At 42.9% G+C, this 17,862-nt stretch carries 19 protein-coding genes; 1 reads left to right on the top strand and 18 read right to left on the bottom strand.

From position 1 onward, the window contains the following. Window positions 1-182 precede the first annotated feature (182 nt). From trmD to smc, 9 genes are all read right to left on the bottom strand, one after another. Window positions 183-863 (bottom strand): tRNA (guanosine(37)-N1)-methyltransferase TrmD, encoded by a 681-nt coding sequence (trmD, locus tag IEW67_RS07155; RefSeq protein WP_188632381.1) that lies wholly within the window; start codon window positions 861-863, stop codon window positions 183-185. Continuing rightward, window positions 863-1,375 (bottom strand): ribosome maturation factor RimM, encoded by a 513-nt coding sequence (gene rimM, locus IEW67_RS07150; RefSeq protein ID WP_188632380.1) that lies wholly within the window; start codon window positions 1,373-1,375, stop codon window positions 863-865. Before rimM ends, trmD begins: the two co-directional genes overlap by 1 nt. Before the next feature lie 11 nt (window positions 1,376-1,386). Further along, window positions 1,387-1,776 carry a YlqD family protein gene (locus tag IEW67_RS07145; protein WP_188632379.1) on the bottom strand — a complete coding sequence of 130 codons (390 nt, stop codon included), beginning with the start codon at window positions 1,774-1,776 and terminating at the stop codon, window positions 1,387-1,389. Window positions 1,777-1,859: 83 nt separating this feature from the next. Beyond that, complete coding sequence (locus IEW67_RS07140; protein WP_188632378.1) at window positions 1,860-2,087, bottom strand: KH domain-containing protein; 228 nt, start codon at window positions 2,085-2,087, stop codon at window positions 1,860-1,862. 21 nt (window positions 2,088-2,108) lie between these two features. Then, entirely contained in the window at window positions 2,109-2,375 is a 267-nt protein-coding gene (gene rpsP / locus IEW67_RS07135; RefSeq protein WP_188632377.1) for a 30S ribosomal protein S16, read from the bottom strand. A 157-nt stretch (window positions 2,376-2,532) separates the two neighbouring features. Continuing rightward, entirely contained in the window at window positions 2,533-3,876 is a 1,344-nt protein-coding gene (gene ffh, locus IEW67_RS07130) for a signal recognition particle protein (protein WP_188632376.1), read from the bottom strand. Between the two features lie 13 nt (window positions 3,877-3,889). Further along, complete coding sequence (locus IEW67_RS07125; RefSeq protein ID WP_188632375.1) at window positions 3,890-4,207, bottom strand: putative DNA-binding protein; 318 nt, start codon at window positions 4,205-4,207, stop codon at window positions 3,890-3,892. 69 nt (window positions 4,208-4,276) lie between these two features. Further along, window positions 4,277-5,278, bottom strand: coding sequence for a signal recognition particle-docking protein FtsY (gene ftsY, locus IEW67_RS07120; RefSeq protein ID WP_188632374.1), 1,002 nt, complete (start codon window positions 5,276-5,278; stop codon window positions 4,277-4,279). A gap of 15 nt (window positions 5,279-5,293) precedes the next feature. Beyond that, window positions 5,294-8,860, bottom strand: a complete 3,567-nt coding sequence (smc, locus tag IEW67_RS07115) for a chromosome segregation protein SMC (protein ID WP_188632373.1) — start codon at window positions 8,858-8,860, stop codon at window positions 5,294-5,296. Window positions 8,861-9,015: 155 nt separating this feature from the next. Here smc and IEW67_RS07110 point away from each other — a divergent pair, with 155 nt between their 5' ends. Then, the gene (locus tag IEW67_RS07110; protein WP_188632372.1) at window positions 9,016-9,240 is read left to right on the top strand and encodes a DUF1128 domain-containing protein; all 225 of its coding nucleotides are present in this window, start codon (window positions 9,016-9,018) and stop codon (window positions 9,238-9,240) included. Between the two features lie 223 nt (window positions 9,241-9,463). Here the strand turns inward: IEW67_RS07110 and rnc are convergent, their stop codons facing one another. The 9 genes from rnc to sdaAB form a co-directional block, all read right to left on the bottom strand. Beyond that, window positions 9,464-10,147, bottom strand: coding sequence for a ribonuclease III (gene rnc, locus IEW67_RS07105; protein WP_188632371.1), 684 nt, complete (start codon window positions 10,145-10,147; stop codon window positions 9,464-9,466). A gap of 93 nt (window positions 10,148-10,240) precedes the next feature. Next, window positions 10,241-10,477: an acyl carrier protein gene (acpP, locus tag IEW67_RS07100; protein ID WP_188632370.1), complete on the bottom strand. Its 237-nt coding sequence runs from the start codon at window positions 10,475-10,477 to the stop codon at window positions 10,241-10,243. Between the two features lie 56 nt (window positions 10,478-10,533). Then, window positions 10,534-11,274: a 3-oxoacyl-[acyl-carrier-protein] reductase gene (fabG, locus tag IEW67_RS07095; protein ID WP_188632369.1), complete on the bottom strand. Its 741-nt coding sequence runs from the start codon at window positions 11,272-11,274 to the stop codon at window positions 10,534-10,536. After that, entirely contained in the window at window positions 11,274-12,215 is a 942-nt protein-coding gene (fabD, locus tag IEW67_RS07090; protein ID WP_188632368.1) for an ACP S-malonyltransferase, read from the bottom strand. The genes fabG and fabD overlap by 1 nt, the downstream gene beginning before the upstream one ends. Window position 12,216: 1 nt before the next feature. After that, the gene (gene plsX, locus IEW67_RS07085) at window positions 12,217-13,218 is read right to left on the bottom strand and encodes a phosphate acyltransferase PlsX (protein ID WP_188632367.1); all 1,002 of its coding nucleotides are present in this window, start codon (window positions 13,216-13,218) and stop codon (window positions 12,217-12,219) included. Then, complete coding sequence (gene fapR / locus IEW67_RS07080; protein ID WP_188632366.1) at window positions 13,202-13,795, bottom strand: transcription factor FapR; 594 nt, start codon at window positions 13,793-13,795, stop codon at window positions 13,202-13,204. The genes plsX and fapR overlap by 17 nt, the downstream gene beginning before the upstream one ends. A 175-nt stretch (window positions 13,796-13,970) precedes the next feature. Continuing rightward, on the bottom strand, window positions 13,971-16,004 hold the full coding sequence (gene recG, locus IEW67_RS07075) for an ATP-dependent DNA helicase RecG (protein ID WP_188632365.1): 2,034 nt from the start codon (window positions 16,002-16,004) through the stop codon (window positions 13,971-13,973). 16 nt (window positions 16,005-16,020) lie between these two features. Next, window positions 16,021-16,896 carry an L-serine ammonia-lyase, iron-sulfur-dependent, subunit alpha gene (gene sdaAA, locus IEW67_RS07070; protein WP_188632364.1) on the bottom strand — a complete coding sequence of 292 codons (876 nt, stop codon included), beginning with the start codon at window positions 16,894-16,896 and terminating at the stop codon, window positions 16,021-16,023. A 70-nt stretch (window positions 16,897-16,966) separates the two neighbouring features. Further along, on the bottom strand, window positions 16,967-17,629 hold the full coding sequence (sdaAB, locus tag IEW67_RS07065; RefSeq protein ID WP_188632363.1) for an L-serine ammonia-lyase, iron-sulfur-dependent subunit beta: 663 nt from the start codon (window positions 17,627-17,629) through the stop codon (window positions 16,967-16,969). Window positions 17,630-17,862 lie beyond the last annotated feature (233 nt).

Below are 17,862 nucleotides of genomic sequence, written 5' to 3'. Positions count from 1 at the left end.
GGGACAGCGGAACATCGTTTATACGCGCTACTTGAGCACAATCGTAAATATACCATACTAAAACTGTGAATTCAACATTATTTTTTACCTGATACCTTTTTGAACCTATTTGCAAAAGTGAAACGTTATTCGACATGATGCTTTCAGTAGGATCGAATCGGTCCGTTCTGGGCAAATAAATTCTAATCATCCATTAAATCTTTCCGGCGCTCATACGTCCGTTTAAGAGATTCTTCCCTGCGCCACTCGGCAATTTTGGCATGATCGCCCGACAGCAATACATCCGGAACTTTCATGCCGCGAAAATCTGCGGGACGCGTGTAGTGCGGATGTTCGAGCAATCCAGTGGAAAAAGAATCTTCTGATGCTGATTCTACATTCCCGAGCACATCCGGAAGCAGCCGCACGACACTGTCAATCACAACCGCGGCGGCTAGCTCGCCGCCGGTGAGGACATAATCACCGATTGAAATTTCGTCGGTCACAAGATGTTGTCTAATTCGTTCGTCGAAGCCTTCGTAGTGACCGCAAATGAATACAAGATGCTCTTCTGTTGCTAGTTCTTCTGCTTTCTGCTGATGGTAAGGTTCCCCCTGCGGACACATCAGAATGACCCGTGGCTTTGTTTTCTTCCTGCTTTTGACAGCTTCCACTGCATCAAAAACCGGTTGTGGAGTTAAAACCATACCTGCTCCGCCGCCATATGGATAATCGTCCACTTTTAAATGCTTGTTTTCTGAATAATCGCGGAAATTCACCAGATTATAATTGAATGTTCCTTTATCCTGTGCTTTTTTTAAAATAGAGGCATCAAGAACGCCTGAGATCATCTCCGGAAAAAGCGTCAAAATATCAATATGCATCAGTCGAGCAGTCCTTCCATCGGTTCAATCACAACTTTTTGCCCTGTTACGTCCACTTCTTTCACAATGTCCTCGATATAAGGGATAAGCACATCTTTTAACCCTTCACGTTCAGTAACCCATACATCATTTGCGCCAGGGGCAAGTATTTCCTTGATAGTCCCCAGTTTTTCACCACTTGTCAAGTAAACGCCACATCCGATGATTTCATGATAGTAGAATTCATTGTTGTCCAGTTCAGTCAGCTGATCTTCAAGAATTTTTAAGGGAAGACCCTTAAAATGCTCGACATCATTGATATGATCATAAGCCTTAAAATGAAGGAGGTCAAACCCCTTATGAATCCGATGACCATCAACTTCCAGATTTAGAGTCAGGCCATTTTCCTTTTCCAGTATTAGCTGATTTCCAGGCCTGAAACGCTCTTCAAAGTCTGTAATCCGCCGTACTTTAACTTCGCCTTTTATACCATGTGTATTAACGATTTTACCCACATTAAACATATTGGCCATGTCATCACCTGCTATTCATCAATTCGGGTAACCACATCATCTTCTATAACAATTGCCGACTCTTCCATAATTTTATCCCAATGCGAACCTTCTTTGACCTCAACAAGAGCTTCAACTTCTTTTTCTGTAATTTCACTGCCCGTTTCCAAGATATCCAATTGTTCGATTTTAAAATCGACCAGCTTCATTTTTTCTTTTCGATTTTTTATTTCCTGCTGAAATCGCTGAGACAGCTCCTGTTTTGACATGTTTCGTTTATTCTCCAGTTTTCGCTGTTCAAATCTTAATTGTTGACACTCTTGTTCAAGTCGCTTTTTGTGATCATTAAAGCTGTTTCGCAACTTTTCTTTGCTTTTTTCAGTGACAATTTGCTTAATAAGGACCTTCTTGATTATTTGCATACTGGTTCCCCGCTCTCTAAACGTTCTCGGTATAGAGATGAATTTAAATGGTTTGTAAAAAGGGAAAGGTGTATCCTCTCCCTCTACATAATATCCAAATAAATTCGCTTGTCAGTTTCCGTTCTGGAAGCATAAACAACAGTACGAATTGCTTTGGCGATTCGGCCGTTCTTCCCGATTACCTTGCCGACATCGTTTTCGTTCACAGTCAGATGGTAAACGATTTTTGAGTCTTCCTCTGTTTCCGTCACAACGATGTCGTCTGGATAATCAACAAGAGGTGTTACAATTGTTTCTATCAGGCCTTTCATGATTATCACACTACTTTACAATTAGTTTTTCTGTTCGTGAAATTTTTTCATGATGCCTTGTTTCGAGAAAAGATTACGGACTGTATCACTGGGCTTGGCACCGTTTGTCATCCAATCCAGTGCTTTATCCTCATCTATTTTAACTTCAATCGGGTTCACAACGGGATTATATGTGCCAATCTGCTCAATAAAACGTCCATCCCTTGGTGAACGAGAATCGGCCACGACAATACGGTAAAATGGATTACGCTTAGCTCCCATGCGTTTCATACGAATTTTAACTGCCATGATGTCACCTCCAATGTCTTTGTTTCACAATTTTAGATTCTAACAGATAGATCATAGTCTGTAAAGTGTTTTTCCATTACAGGCCATGTAAATTTTAAGCGCTTGAACTGGAAAATCAACCTTTCAAATGCTTTTCCGGACAAGCTTAAAATACTGCCTACATAAAAGGCAAATTCATGCCTTTGCCTTTTTTTCCTTTTGGCATGTTGGTCATTTGTTTCATCATTTTTTTCATTTCGTTAAATTGCTTCAAAAGTCTGTTCACTTGTGCAACGGACGTCCCGGAACCTTTTGCAATCCGTTTTTTACGGCTTGCATTCATTAAGTTGGGATCCTGTCTTTCATTCTTCGTCATCGACTGGATGATTGCTTCAACATAGACCAGCTGTTTTTCATCAATTTGCGCATTTTTCAAGCCTTTCATTTTATTGGCACCTGGGATCATATTCATCAAATCTTCCAGTGGTCCCATTTGTTTAACCTGACCCATTTGCTCTAGAAAATCATCGAATGTAAACGACATTGTTCGCATTTTTTCTTCAAGCTCTTTCGCCTGTTTCTCATTAACGTTTGTTTCCGCTTTGTCAATCAGGCTTAAAACGTCTCCCATGCCAAGAATCCGTGATGCCATACTTTCCGGGCGAAACGGTTCTAGTTGGTCAAGTTTTTCACCCATACCGGCGAATTTAATCGGTTTGCCAGTGACCGCCTTGATGGAAAGTGCTGCACCTCCACGCGTATCACCGTCAAGCTTTGTCAGGACAACACCGGAAAGTTCCAGCTGATCATTGAAACTCTCCGCCACATTGACAGCATCCTGTCCGGTCATGGCATCGACAACAAGGAAAATTTCATCCGGGATGACAGCGGCTTTAATCTGCTCCAGTTCACCCATCAGATCTTCATCAACATGCAGCCGGCCGGCCGTATCAATTATGACGTAATCATGGTGTTCTTCCTTTGCCTGTTCAATCGCCTCCTTTGCAATATCAACAGGACTTACATCAGTCCCTTTGGAGAACACAGGCATGTCAAGCTGTTGCCCGACTGTTTCGAGCTGATCAATCGCTGCCGGCCGGTATACGTCAGCGGCCACTAAAAGCGGTTTGCGATTGTGCTTTTTTCGCAAATGGTTGGCCAGCTTGCCGCTTGTTGTTGTTTTACCAGCACCTTGGAGACCTGTCATCATAATAACCGTCGGTGGACGGTCAGCAACTGCTATCTTGCTCTGCTCCCCGCCCATCAGCTCGGACAATTCTTCTTTAACAACTTTAATAACCTGCTGTCCAGGGGTTAAGCTTTCCATCACTTCCTGCCCGACAGCGCGTTCTTTAATCCGTTTAATCAGATCTTTAACAACCTTGAAATTTACATCGGCTTCGAGCAAAGCTAGACGGACTTCGCGGGTCATTTCCTTAACATCCTGTTCGGAAACCTTTCCTTTGCCGGTGATTTTTTTCATCGTACTTTGTAACCGATCGGCCAATCCTTCAAATGCCATAGAAGGTGTCCCCCTACTCTAATTCTTGTAATCGATGAACAAGTGCCTGCATCTCACTATTTTCTGCTGCGCAATCCATCCTGTCCAAAATATCGGAGCGCTTTTGGAATTTATCATATAGCCCGAGCTTGGTTTCATATGATTCGAGCATCGTTTCAGTTCTTCTGATATTATCATAAACGGCCTGCCGTGAAACTTGCAGCAGGTCGGAAATTTCACCAAGCGAGTAATCCTCGCGATAGTACATATCCATATAATTCTGTTGTTTCGGGGTCAGCAGCAGCTGATAAAAATCGAATAAATAATTAATTCGTGTTGTTTTTTCCAGCAATTCATCCACCCCTCATCAAACGTGACTTCTGCCCATTGTTAAGTGAATTCCCTTTACAAAATTCTATCATCATTCAGCTTCATCTTCAAGCAGATCTGCGAATAACCCATAGACAAATGCATGCGCATCAAACTCTTGCAAATCCTCGATCTTCTCACCCAGACCGGCAAATTTGACCGGTATCTGCAATTCATTGCGAATCGCCAGTACAATTCCACCTTTTGCCGTTCCGTCCAATTTAGTCAGTATAATACCGGATACATCAGTTGCATCGGAAAATGTTTTTGCCTGGCTCATTGCATTCTGCCCTGTCGTCGCATCCAACACAAGTAATACATCGTGCGGTGCATCTGGTACTTCCCTCTCAATCACTCTTTTGACTTTTGCAAGTTCGTTCATTAAGTTGACTTTGTTCTGCAGTCGGCCGGCAGTATCACAAATCAGCACATCCGCATTGCGAGAGTTTGCTGCCTTAATACCATCGAAAATGACCGCCGCCGGATCACTGCCTTCACCCTGTTTAATAACATCAACGCCGGCCCGCTTGCCCCATGCATCCAACTGCTCAATCGCGCCTGCGCGAAAAGTATCACCGGCAGCTAGCATAACCGACTTGCCTTCTTGCTTTAACTGATGGGCCAACTTTCCAATTGAGGTCGTTTTGCCGGCACCATTTACACCGACAACGAGTATGACAGAAAGCCCGTCTTCTTGTATATTCAGTTTTTCAACTTCTTCGTCATCATCACCGTAGTAAATTTCCACAAGCTTTTCGGAAATAACGTCTTTGATCTCCTTTGTGTCTTTAATATTTTGCCGTTTCACTTCCATTTTTAATTCATCGACAAGGTCCATTACCGTATTAACTCCAACATCAGCTCCGATTAGAAGCTCCTCAAGTTCTTCAAAAAATTCCTCATCTACTTTGCGATAACGAGCAATCAGGTCATTCAGTTTCCCGGAGAACGAATGACGGGTCTTTTCCATACCTTGTTTATATTTTTTTGAAATATCGTCTGTTTCTTCTTCATTCTGTTTAAATTTATTTTTTAGTTTATCCATGAATCCCATTAAGCGAATACCTCCTTAGGCCTTAATAAGTGCCTCAGTTTCTTCCAGCCGGACCGAAACAAGCCGTGATACCCCTGATTCTTGCATGGTAATACCATACAAAACGTCCGACTCTTCCATTGTACCCTTCCGGTGGGTAATGACAATGAATTGCGTATTTGCACTGAACGATTTCAGGAATGTGGCGAACCGTATGACATTTGCCTCATCCAGGGCAGCTTCAACCTCGTCCAGCACACAGAACGGCACAGGACGGACACGTAATATAGCAAATAACAACGCAATGGCGGTCAAAGCTCGCTCACCACCTGAAAGGAGTCCAAGGTGTTGCAATTTTTTACCGGGCGGTTGTGCAACAATTTCCACCCCCGTATCAAGCAGATTATTCGGATCAGTTAGTTTTAGCTCTGCTTTCCCACCGCCAAATAATTGCCTGAAGACATCAGAAAATTCATTCTTAATCAGTCCGAATGTTTCCCCAAACCGCTTTTCCATCTCGTCGTCCATTTCTGCAATCACTGAATGCAAAGTCTGTTTTGCCTCGACCAGATCGTTTTGCTGATGGGACAAAAAGTTATACCGTTCGGAAATGCGATCATATTCATCTATAGCTCCAAGGTTAACTGTCCCTAGTTGATCAATTGACTGCTTGATTTGTGCTACCATTGTCTTGGTTTCATCAATATTATCTGTCTTATCATAGTTCTGTTTGGCTTTTTCAAAAGTGATGGTATATTCTGTCTGGAGTTTGAATAGACGATTTTCCAATTCAACGTCGAGTCGGTTGGTTTTGACTTCTTTTTCCTGAATCTTTTCCTTAAATTCTTGATGTCTCTTGCTGTCTACTTTGATTTCGCGTTCCTTATCTTCCAGAAACCGGGTGCGTTTAGAACGATTGGATCGCATTGTTTTGATTTTCTCCGTAATGGCTTCTTTATTCATTTTAGCTGTTGCAATATTGGCTTCAATATCCCCTTCAGTTTCTTGTGAATCCTGTATATCCAATAGCTCGTTCAGATCATTGACAATAACCTCATACTGTTCCTTTAAATCACTCAATTGAGTTTGTAGGCTATTGGCTTTTTCACGTTGGTTCTTCAGACGTTCTTCTTGTTCAGCAAGGGTCACTTGTGCTTTCTGATAATCTTCTTTTAGCTGTTCCTGATTTTCCTGGAATGTCTCCTCTTGTTTAGACAGCTCATCAATTTTAATTCGGGTTGATTCAAGTTTATCAGAAATAGCGTCAAGTTCCTTGCTCAGTTTATCGTCACGTGTATTCAAATCGCTGGTATCCTGCTCAAACTGTTGTTTATCCTGATCATAAAATTGCAGATTATCATTTAATGTCGTAAGTTTCATTTCTGCTTCTTTACAGGAGGCGTGAAGTTCCTGTAGTTTTTGCTGTTCCTTATTGGCTGCCTCTTCCTCTGATGCCAGAGCATCTTCAAGTTGGCTGATTTGCTGCTTCTGTTTGTCAACCTGCTGTTCGAAAGTGTTTGCTTTTTGCTGGAAACTGGTAAGTTTTTCACTCACGTCCTGCAAATCCTTTTCTCTTGTAAATAATGATTGTTTTGATTTTTTTTGGGCGCCTCCGGACATGGAGCCGCCTGGATTGACCACATCTCCGTCAACTGAAACAACCCGATGCTTACGATTAACCAGTCCTGCAATTTCATTAGCATCTTTCAATGTTTTAGCAACCAGAATGTGGCCTATTAAATGGTTAATCACATCCTGAAATTCGGGGATTGACGAAACAAGATCACCGGCCACCCCGACAAAGCCCGGGTGATTCTCTGCTTTTGTCAACATACTTTTTGGCACAAATCGCGCCTGAATTGATTTGAGCGGCAAAAAGGTAGCCCGGCCGCTGTTGGATTTCTTCAACCAGTTGATTGCTCGACGGGCTGCCTGATCATCATTCACGACAACATGCTGTGCCTGAGGACCTAGCACTGTTTCAATAGCGGTGATATATTGTTTCGGGACATCAATCAACTCGATAACCGCACCGCGAACACCGTCTAGTTTCTTATTCTCTCTGGCTTTTAGTACAGCTTTAACACCGTGAAAAAATCCTTGATAATCTTCTTTCAAATCGTCCAGCATTTCTTTTTTGGATTTAAGCTTTTCAATATATTGGTAACCTTGGTAAAGTTTCGTTTGTGCTTCTTGAAAGCCTTCGCGCTTGTTCGTCAGGTCTTTTTTCATCTCTTGGACAGTCTGCGATTTTGAAGAAAAAAGCTTTTCCTGTTCGACGTAATCGATTTTAAGTTTTTCCTTTTTCGCGTTTAGTTTCTTTCGTTCCTTAAGCAAATCCTCAAATTTGTCCGCCTGATTGGCTTTCTTGCTCGAAATTTGCTGAATCTGCTGTTGGATGGATTGCCTTTCATTGCGCTTGGCTGCCTGTTCATTTAAATACTCAATATAATCTGATTTAAGTTCCTGGATTTGCTCGCCAAGGTTTTCACTGCCCGCAGTCAGTTTCTCTTTCAGTTGGTTGACCTGATCTTTCGTTTCATGACAGCTTTTTTGCAGCGAAGCCAGCTTTTCATTTTCCTGCCCAAGTTCGTATTCGATCATTTCAATACGTTCAACTGTTTCTTTTTTCTGTGCTTCCAATTTCTCCTTGTTCTCGGAAAAATGTTTCGTCCGTTCATTAAATACCTGTTTGTTACCTTCAAATTTTTCAAGCTGCTCAGTTGTCGAAAGCAAATCCGTCTGTAGCTGCTCGATTTCTTCATCAAGCTTCCGGAGTTCCTGCCGCTCTTCTTCAAGCTCGGCTTCTTTTGTTTGAATGGCTGTTTTCCGGTTCAACTCATGCGTCTTGTCATTCTCCAGTTCATCAAGCAATGCCTGCCACGCACTATGCAGCTGTTCAATCTCCGCAATCAGCAGAGAAATCTCATACTGTTTTAATTCCTCTTTTTTGTCCAGATAAGTCTGTGCTGTTTCCGCCTGTGCTTCGAGCGGCTCAATTTGTTGTTCAATCTCATGAATAATATCTTCTACACGATTTAAGTTTTCTTGTGTCTCTTCCAATTTATACTCGGATTTTTTTTTACGTTGCTTATACTTCAATACACCAGCTGCCTCTTCAAAGATCGTCCGGCGTTCATCCGCTTTGGAACTGAGTATTTCTTCAACCTTTCCCTGACTGATAATCGAAAATGCTTCACGGCCAAGACCCGAATCCATAAATAAGTCCACGATATCTTTTAAACGGCAGGACTGTTTATTGATATAAAATTCACTTTCACCCGAGCGATAAACACGTCTGGTAACACTCACTTCCTCATAGTCGAGCGGAAGTTCCTTGTCACTGTTTTCCAACACGAGCGTCACTTCGGCAACATTAAGAGCACGCCTCGTATCACTGCCCTGAAAAATAACATCCTCCATCGTCGAACCACGTAAAGAACGTGCTGATTGTTCACCCAGCACCCATCTGATCGCATCGGTAATATTACTTTTTCCACTGCCGTTCGGACCCACTACTGATGTCACGCCCGGAACAAAATCGACACTGATTCGTTCGGCAAATGACTTAAAGCCCACACTTTCAAGTCGTTTCAAATACATAGAACATTCTCCTACTTATTCAAGGGGGGCCGGCAAAATATGTATCCAGCCTGGTTGGCATTTTAACGCATTTATTTTATCATAAAGAGAAGCACAAAAGAAGGCTAATCCAGTACATAAGCTTTATGGGAGTAATTTTAAAGGGAGGTGGTTACATGAATCTGGAAACTCCGACGCAGGAAAACCTGAAATTTATGCTGGACGAACTAGCAGAACAGCTAGAGGTGGTCAATCGCGAGGTTATGGATGCGGAAGACTACAATTTAGAAAAATATGACGATATTAAATTCATGTACGAGATGGTCAAACAAAAAGGTCAATTAAGCCTATCCGAAACAAAGGCTTTTATTGATGAGTTGAGATCTGTAAGAAAAGCATAAACTAGCAGACAAACTAATAAAACCGGTACGGGCATATCGCTCGGACCGGTTTTATTTATAACGGCAGAAAATATAAACTATGGATGAGCTTATATGAAAACCTCAGCGCACGCTATAAGACGACACTCGCATGACGCGTTTTCTAATCAAGTCAGCCGGCATTACCTGGACTGTTTGATTATTTCATGACTTTTTCTATAAGCTCTGAATATATGCTCCATAACTACGTTTCATACGTATCCAGTGCGTGTTTGGCAGCACGCTGTTCAGCTTCTTTCTTAGTGTGACCGGTGCCCTCACCGGATATATGCCCATTGATCATGACGTGTGCGATAAACTCTTTATCATGTGAGGGGCCCTTTTCCTCAGCAATCACGTACTCTATACTATGATGACGATTCTGCTGCACTTTTTCTTGCAAGTTGCTTTTATAATCCATCGCATGCGAAAAAGCACCTGTGGTTATTTTCGGATAAACATATTGCCTTAGAAATTGAATGACGACATCATAACCCTGATCCAGGTATAATGCACCCAGGAACGCTTCAAACACATCTGCAAGAATCGCTGATCGTTCACGCCCGCCTGATTGCTCTTCGCCTTTACCCAGCAGCAAGTAATCACCAAATTTTAAATCCCGGGAAAATTCGACCAGCGACGGCTCACATACAATCGACGCACGCAATTTGGTCAAATCACCTTCTGCCAGACGGTCTTTTTGTTTGTATAAGTATTGGGATACACCGAGTTCAAGGACAGCATCACCCAAAAATTCCAGCCGCTCATTATCCGAAAAATCTTCTTCCCGACGCTCATTCACATAAGATGAATGTGTAAATGCCTGTTTCAGCAGCCTTTGATCATTGAATGTTATATCCAGTTGTTTTTCCAATTGAGATAGGTTCATGCCGGTAGTCACCACTCCGCATTAAAATTAGATTCCTCTGAAATAGACCGAAAGCCCTGCAGGGTGCAGGACTTTCTCCTAAGGTATATAGATTCAGGATTGAGTGCTGTTTATGTAATTGACAGCATCCCCAACCGTATTGATTTTTTCAGCTTCCTCATCAGCAATTTCCATGTCAAACTCATCTTCAAGTTCCATAACAAGTTCAACCACATCAAGTGAATCAGCCTCAAGGTCATCTTTGAAAGATGCTTCCATTGTCACTTGTGATTCTTCCACTTCCAATTTATCAACAATAATATCTTTGACTTTATCGAATACATCCGCCACGGTACGTCACCCCCTTTCAAGAAGTTATATAGTAATAATCAGCACCCCGGGTTCAATTACATCACCATGCCGCCATCAATATGAATTGTCTGTCCGGTGATGTATTTTGCATCCTCTGAGGCCAGGAAGCGGACAACCCGGGCCACATCTTCAGGTTCTCCCAGTTTTTCAAGGGGTATCATGGAAAGCATCCCCTCTTTTTGCTCCTCAGTCAAGGCATCGGTCATATCCGTTGAAATGAAGCCAGGTGCAACCGCGTTAACCAGAATATTGCGTGATGCAAATTCCTTGGCGGTAGATTTTGTCAATCCAATTACACCTGCTTTAGCAGCTGTATAGTTTGCCTGACCTGCATTGCCGCTGATCCCGACGATCGAGGATACGTTAATGATACGACCACCTTTTTGTTTCATCATTTGTCTTGAGACAGCTTTTGTACACTGAAAGACGCCTTTTAGATTTACATCAATAACCTGATCAAACTCGTCTTCTTTCATCCGCATTAATAAATTGTCCCGGTTAATACCCGCATTATTCACTAAAATATCGAGGCTGTCAAATTCATTGACAACTTCTTTTATCATAGCTTTTACGTCTTTTTCATCTGCAACATTCGCCTTTATCTTAAATGATTGTACACCCATCTGCCTAATTTCTTCAACAACGGCTTGGGCTTTTTCCTCACTTCCGGCGTAGTTGACGGCAACCTTTGCTCCTTGTCTTGCAAGTTCCAAGGCAATCGCACGTCCAATACCGCGTGCAGCACCTGTCACTAATGCACTCTTACCTTCCAGCATTAGGATTCCTCCCTATACCATGTCAAAAATTCCTTCAGCGAGTCCGGATCTTGCACAGCAAACGTTTTAGTTTTGCGATCTATTTTCCGGACAAGTCCGCTTAAGACTTTCCCTGTTCCCAGCTCAACAAAAACATCAACACCGTCATTCATCATGTTGTGGATCGATTCCTCAAACCGGACAGGTGAATACAATTGCCTGATTAGTAGGTCTTTGACGCTGTCCTTGTCTGTGACGGGTTCAGCCGTGACATTGGCATAAACCGGAATATCCGTATCACTGAATGTTATATGTTCCAGCTCGGTTGCAAATTGTTCATTGGCCGGTTTCATCAATCTCGAATGAAATGGCCCGCTGACATTCAGGGGCAGGACCCGTTTGGCACCTTTTTCTTTCAAATGATCTTTAGCTGCATCAATGCCTTCTTTTGATCCGGAAATAACAATCTGTCCCGGACAGTTTAGATTAGCGATATCAACAACGTGATCATCATGTAACGATTCAAGCGTCTGTTCGATGTAATCTTGCGACATGCCCAGCACTGCCGCCATCGACCCCTGGCCTTTTGGAAAAGCTTCTTCCATCAGTTTTCCTCTTTTGGACACAAGTGGCAGTGCCTCCTCAAACGAAAGCGAACCGGCAGCCACAAGAGCACTGTACTCACCAAGACTATGTCCTGCAGCCATTATTGGCTGAATGTTTTCTTTTATAAACAGCTTCTGAACAGCAATACCTGCCAGCAATAGTGCCGGCTGAGCGTTTTCCGTCTCGGTCAATTCTTCTTTTGGACCTTCAAACATCAGCCGCGTGAGTTTCTCTCCCAAAAGATCATCTGCTTGTTCGAACAATTCTCGTATCTCCGCATATTCATCATAAAATGCTTTTGCCATACCGACCGCTTGTGAACCCTGGCCGGGAAATAAAAACGCCACCCGTTTCACATTAATCCCCCTTATTCCATTCAACTGATTCGACTGTTTTTTTTATCGTATCCGTTACATTGTTATCAACCATATGCGCTGCCTGCTGAATGGCATTGAAGACTGCACGGCCGTTCGACGATCCATGCGCTTTGATAACCGGTGAAGCCAGTCCGAACAATCCTGCTCCGCCGTACTCCGAATAATCCAATTGGCTCTTCAGTCCCTTTAAATCATTTTTGACCATACCAGCAGCTATTTTTGTTTTCACCGACGACATGAACGTCTCTTTCAGCATAGAAAACATGGTCATCGCTGTGCCTTCAATCGTCTTAAGTGCAATATTTCCGCTGAATCCATCGGTTACTACAACATCGGCGGCACCTGACAGGATATCTCGCGCCTCAACGTTTCCAATGAAATTAACAGGTGCTTCTTTCAGCTGAATATACGCCTTTTTTGTCAACTCATTGCCTTTACCCTCTTCAGTTCCAATATTCATAAGACCGATAGTCGGATTGGAAATAGATCTTACTTTTTCTGAATATATGGAACCCATCATAGCATATTGGACAAGATTATGAGCTTTCGCATCCACATTTGCACCAACATCCAGCAATAAAAATCCCTTCCCGTTCATTGTTGGAAGCGTTGGACTTAGTGCTGGCCGGTCAATTCCGCGAATCCTTCCGACAACAAATAACCCTGCGCTCATCAATGCGCCGGTATTTCCTGCTGAAATACATGCATCCGCACGTTTTTCTTTCACTTCTTTAGCCATCAATACCAGTGATGAATTTTTTTTGCTTCTGACGGCTCTGACAGGTTCATCTTCTGCCGTAATGACCTCGTCAGTATGAATTATGTCAATTCGATCTGATTCAGATAAATACGATTTAATTTTGTTTTCATCGCCAATAAGCGTTATGTTCAGATGTTCAATACTGGCTACGGCTTCTTCTGCACCTTTGACAATCGCTTCAGGTGCGTGATCGCCACCCATTGCGTCAATCGCTATCTTCATTTCCAATGTCCCCTTTTGGATCGTTTGAACGATACATATGAAATAATCCGGTGAACACTTTTTCATTGTCGACAAAGCTCTCAACACGTACGACTGTCATCCCTTTGGCATCGACTTCGTCAACGAAGGCCTTGGCAACAACACGCTCACCTGCTTTCACCTGCCTAGTGAACTTGATCTCCGATTTCGCAGTCAGTGCAAGCTCATCATTAATGACCGCAACTGCCAGCGAATTTGCCTGTGCAAACAAGTGGTGGCCGCGGGCAATTTCATTTCGTGAAAAAACGTGTTCTTTTTTGATTTCCAATATTGAAATAGCCCGTCTGTCAAGCTCAAGATCGATTATTTCACCAATCACTTCATCCAGAGAAAGTGCTTTTACTGTCTCATTCCATTGGGATGCAGCAACAGACTTTATTCGTTCGCGGAGTTCGGGAATGGCAAGTTCCATCCGGTCTAACCTTATCGTTTGTATACTGACATTGAATTTTACCGCCAATTTTTCATCAGTTATAAAGGGTGTTGCCTCAATCGTTTCACCTAAAAGTCGCTGACGTTCTCTTTTACTGATTTTCATTTGCAGCCCCGTCCAATAGGAAAACATGGTCTTCACCGACAGCAAGGTGATCGATATCTGTTTTCCTTTTCATTAATATGTTCATGCGTCTATCCTATGACTTGGTACTAATAGTAATATATAATACCACATCCGAATATGCAAGTTATATTGAAACAAATCTCTTTAACTTACGTTAATCCAACTTTTCATGCAATATAGTATTATCTTCCAGGTAGACTTGCAATTGCCGGAAAGAAGAGTCACTTTCGAGCAGACCATGTTCAATAATCTGCTCAGCATCTTGACGCGCTGTTTCCAACGCCCTATAGTCATGAATCATATCAGCTACTTTAAATTCAGGTAGTCCACTTTGCTTTTTTCCGAAAAAGTCGCCGGGACCACGAAGTTTTAAATCTTGCTCAGATAACTCGAATCCGTTATTGGTCTCGGTCATGATACGCATTCGTTCTTTTCCGGTTTCGCCCTTCGGATCAGCGATCAGAATGCAATAACTTTGCTTCTCCCCGCGTCCGACACGTCCTCTTAACTGATGCAGCTGGGATAGACCAAAGCGTTCTGCATCATAAATAACCATGACTGTTGCATTGGTGACATTTACTCCGACTTCCACGACAGTTGTGGAGACAAGGACATCCACATCACCATTTGCAAACTGTTTCATAATCTCATCTTTCTCGTCGGTGGTGAGCCTCCCGTGCATAAGTCCGACCTGCAGTGAGCCTGAATAAAACGCTTCAAGCTGCTGATATAAATCGACTGCATTCTGAATATCCAGCTTGTCCGATTCTTCAATTAAAGGACAAACAACGTATGTCTGTTCACCCTCCTCGGCTCGTTTTGCAATGAACTGCAATATCCGCTCAAATGTATTTTCTTTAGCCCAATAGGTCTCGATTGCTTTGCGGCCTGACGGCATTTCATCAATTACTGAAACATCCATATCTCCAAATGCCGTAATGGCCAAAGTTCGTGGAATGGGGGTTGCAGTCATGAATAGCACATCCGGATTAAGCCCTTTTTCACGTAAAGCCCGCCGTTGTCCGACCCCGAACCGATGCTGTTCATCAACGATTACAAAGCCCAGGTCGTCAAAGAACACATCGTCCTGTATTAAAGCATGCGTTCCAACTACAATATTGACTTCATGATGTTGAACAGCAGCAAGGATTTCTTTTCGTTTTTTGCCTTTAACTGACCCGGTCAACAAAACAATGGAAGCCCTTTCTCCAAATGTTTCACTCAGTGACTGAAAATGCTGTTCAGCCAATATTTCAGTTGGCACCATTAAGGCCCCTTGCTTGCCTGCGGTAATTGAGGCATACAGACATACTTCGGCAACGGCTGTTTTACCTGATCCGACATCCCCCTGCAGGAGCCGGCTCATTCTGTACGGCGATTTCATATCAGCTAAAATCTGATTCAGTGCTTTCTGCTGTGCTGTTGTCAGAGAGAAGGAAAAACTGTCAATAAATTCTCTTAGATTTGCAGGTTCATAATGCTGTGCATTTCCGCTCGTTGATTCCCGTTTTATTTTTCTGAGCAACTGCATTTTAAGCTGAAACAGCAAAAATTCTTCATATATAAAACGACGCCTGGCATGTTTTAAATCGACTCGGCTTTCGGGAAAATGCATCGTTGAGACAGCACTGGCCCGATCCGGCAGTTTATAGGACACCAGATACCGTTCAGGCAACAGTTCCGGCATGTTATTTTGGTATGTTTCAACGGCATTTTTGACAGCCTTCTTCACTTTATAATTGGTGACATCACCCTTTAATGAATACATCGGCTGAATGGCTGTCTGTTCATTTGCCGGACCCATTTTGTAATGGCTGACCGTTATTTGCAGCCTGTGGGCATCCCATTTGCCGGTCAGTGTCACAGTGGCTCCTGGATTAAGCTGCTTTTTGGCAAATCCTCTGTTAAACATGACTGCCTTTACTGCAACCCCCTCCACTTCAACATTAAAGGACAGTCTGGATTTTTTTTTGCCATAAAAATTAAGGGAAGGCTCATGGATGACCCTTCCCTCAATGGTGACCTTATCCTCATGAATCAATTCACTAAGTGGTTTAATGTCGAATACATCATAGCGGTAGGGAAAATAGTATAACAAATCTTTTACAGTATGAATGTCCATTGTCTCTAAATCGGCCGCAAATTTTTCTCCGATGCCTTTAATAACGGTTACCGGATCACTCAGCATGTTTGATCACTTCTTTCTAAACTGACATTCCGAATATTTTCTCCTTTAAAAGCCGACCGGTTGGTGTGTCTGCCAATCCGCCTTCACCTGTTTCACGCAGGCTTGAGGGCATTTGTTTGCCTATCCGGTACATAGCACCAATGACTTCATCACACGGGATTGTACTTGTAACACCTGCAAGAGCAAGGTCAGCGGAAACAATAGCAAGCGATGAACCACCGGCATTACGTTTTACACATGGCACTTCAACCAGACCCGCAACCGGATCACAAACAAGCCCGAGCATGTTCTTCAATGTCATAGCAAATGCTTCAGCTGATTGCTGTGGGGTGCCGCCCGCCATTTCCACAATGGCTGCTGAAGCCATGGCACCGGCCGAACCAACTTCAGCCTGACATCCACCGGCAGCGCCTGAAATAAACGCGTTGTTGGCAACAACAAAACCAAATGCTCCGGATGTAAACAAGTAGCGCACCATTTGTTCACGTGTTGGGTTCAACTGATTCTTAACCGCAAATAATGTTCCGGGCACACAGCCGGCACTGCCTGCTGTTGGCGTTGCACAAATTGTCCCCATAGCAGCGTTTACCTCATTGGTACCCATCGCCTTACTGACCGCATCCATCACAATATTGCCGGATAACGGTGCTTTTTCTTTCATATATTCCTGTACTTTAACCGCATCGCCGCCTGTGAGCCCCGTCACGGATTGAACCCCTTTCAGACTGTCTTCTACAGCCTTTTCCATAACATCGAGATTCTTTTCCATTTCGGCAAAAACGTCCTCCCGCGACTTTTCTTTCGCATCCATCTCTTGACGGACCATAACTTCTGAGATTAAGATATTTTCTTTTTCGGCTATTTCCACTAACTCAGCAACTGTACGAAACATAAACTTTCTCCTCTCCTAAAAGCGGGACTAAACAAAAATGACTCCATGATTTTTCTTTGCTGTATAAGTGTCAGCCTACAATTTTAGCAATTTGATCAATATGATCGGCGTTTTCCATTTCTTTTAAAACATGGTCATCAACATTCTGGTCTGCTTCAATAACCATCAATGCTTCTTTACCAACGTCTTTTCGGTTCACTTCCATATGACCGATATTGATCTGATGTTTTGCCAGAATTTCCGTAACTGAAGCGATCGCTCCGAAACGGTCATTATGCATAATCAAGATGGCTGGGTGATTTCCGGACAGACGCAATTCAAATCCATTCAGTTCGGTGATTTCAATTTTCCCACCACCGATCGAAATACCAACAAGTTCCATCTGCTCTGAATCATCGCCGATTATCAGCCTCGCTGTATTGGGATGTTGGACGCCTGCGCTATCTTCAATAAATTCTATGTCGATGCCTCGTTCGTTGGCAATTGTAAGTGCCTGGTTCATACGGGGATCATCTGTTTCAAATCCGAGCAGACCGCCTGCTAATGCAAAATCGGTCCCATGACCTTTGTATGTTTTGGCAAAAGATTCATATAAATGAATCTTTGCCCATTTCGGTTCGCTTCCCAATAAATTACGTGCTGCTTTTCCAATTCGTGCTGCCCCTGCTGTATGTGAACTTGACGGACCGATCATGACCGGTCCGATAATGTCAAATACTGAGTTAAATTTCACGATTAAACACCGCCTGTGTATCAGAATGACGTCGCCTTCCTTTGCTAAGTATAACAAAAAACGCTATAATAATCACTTATATAATGGTGGTATTTATATGTATTAAAATGGTTAGCCCCCAAAAACGGGGGAATTTCATAAATCAATAAAAAAATCATAAGCGTCTATTTTCCGAGAAAATGTTGCTTCATAACCTGAAGTTTTCTAAAAATACGCTGTTCGGACGAAAATAA

The organism is Lentibacillus kapialis (genome assembly GCF_014646635.1).
GTDB lineage: Bacteria > Bacillota > Bacilli > Bacillales > Amphibacillaceae > Lentibacillus > Lentibacillus kapialis.
Note: the sequence above shows the minus strand (reverse complement) of the source record. Positions and strands in the feature narration are given on the sequence as shown.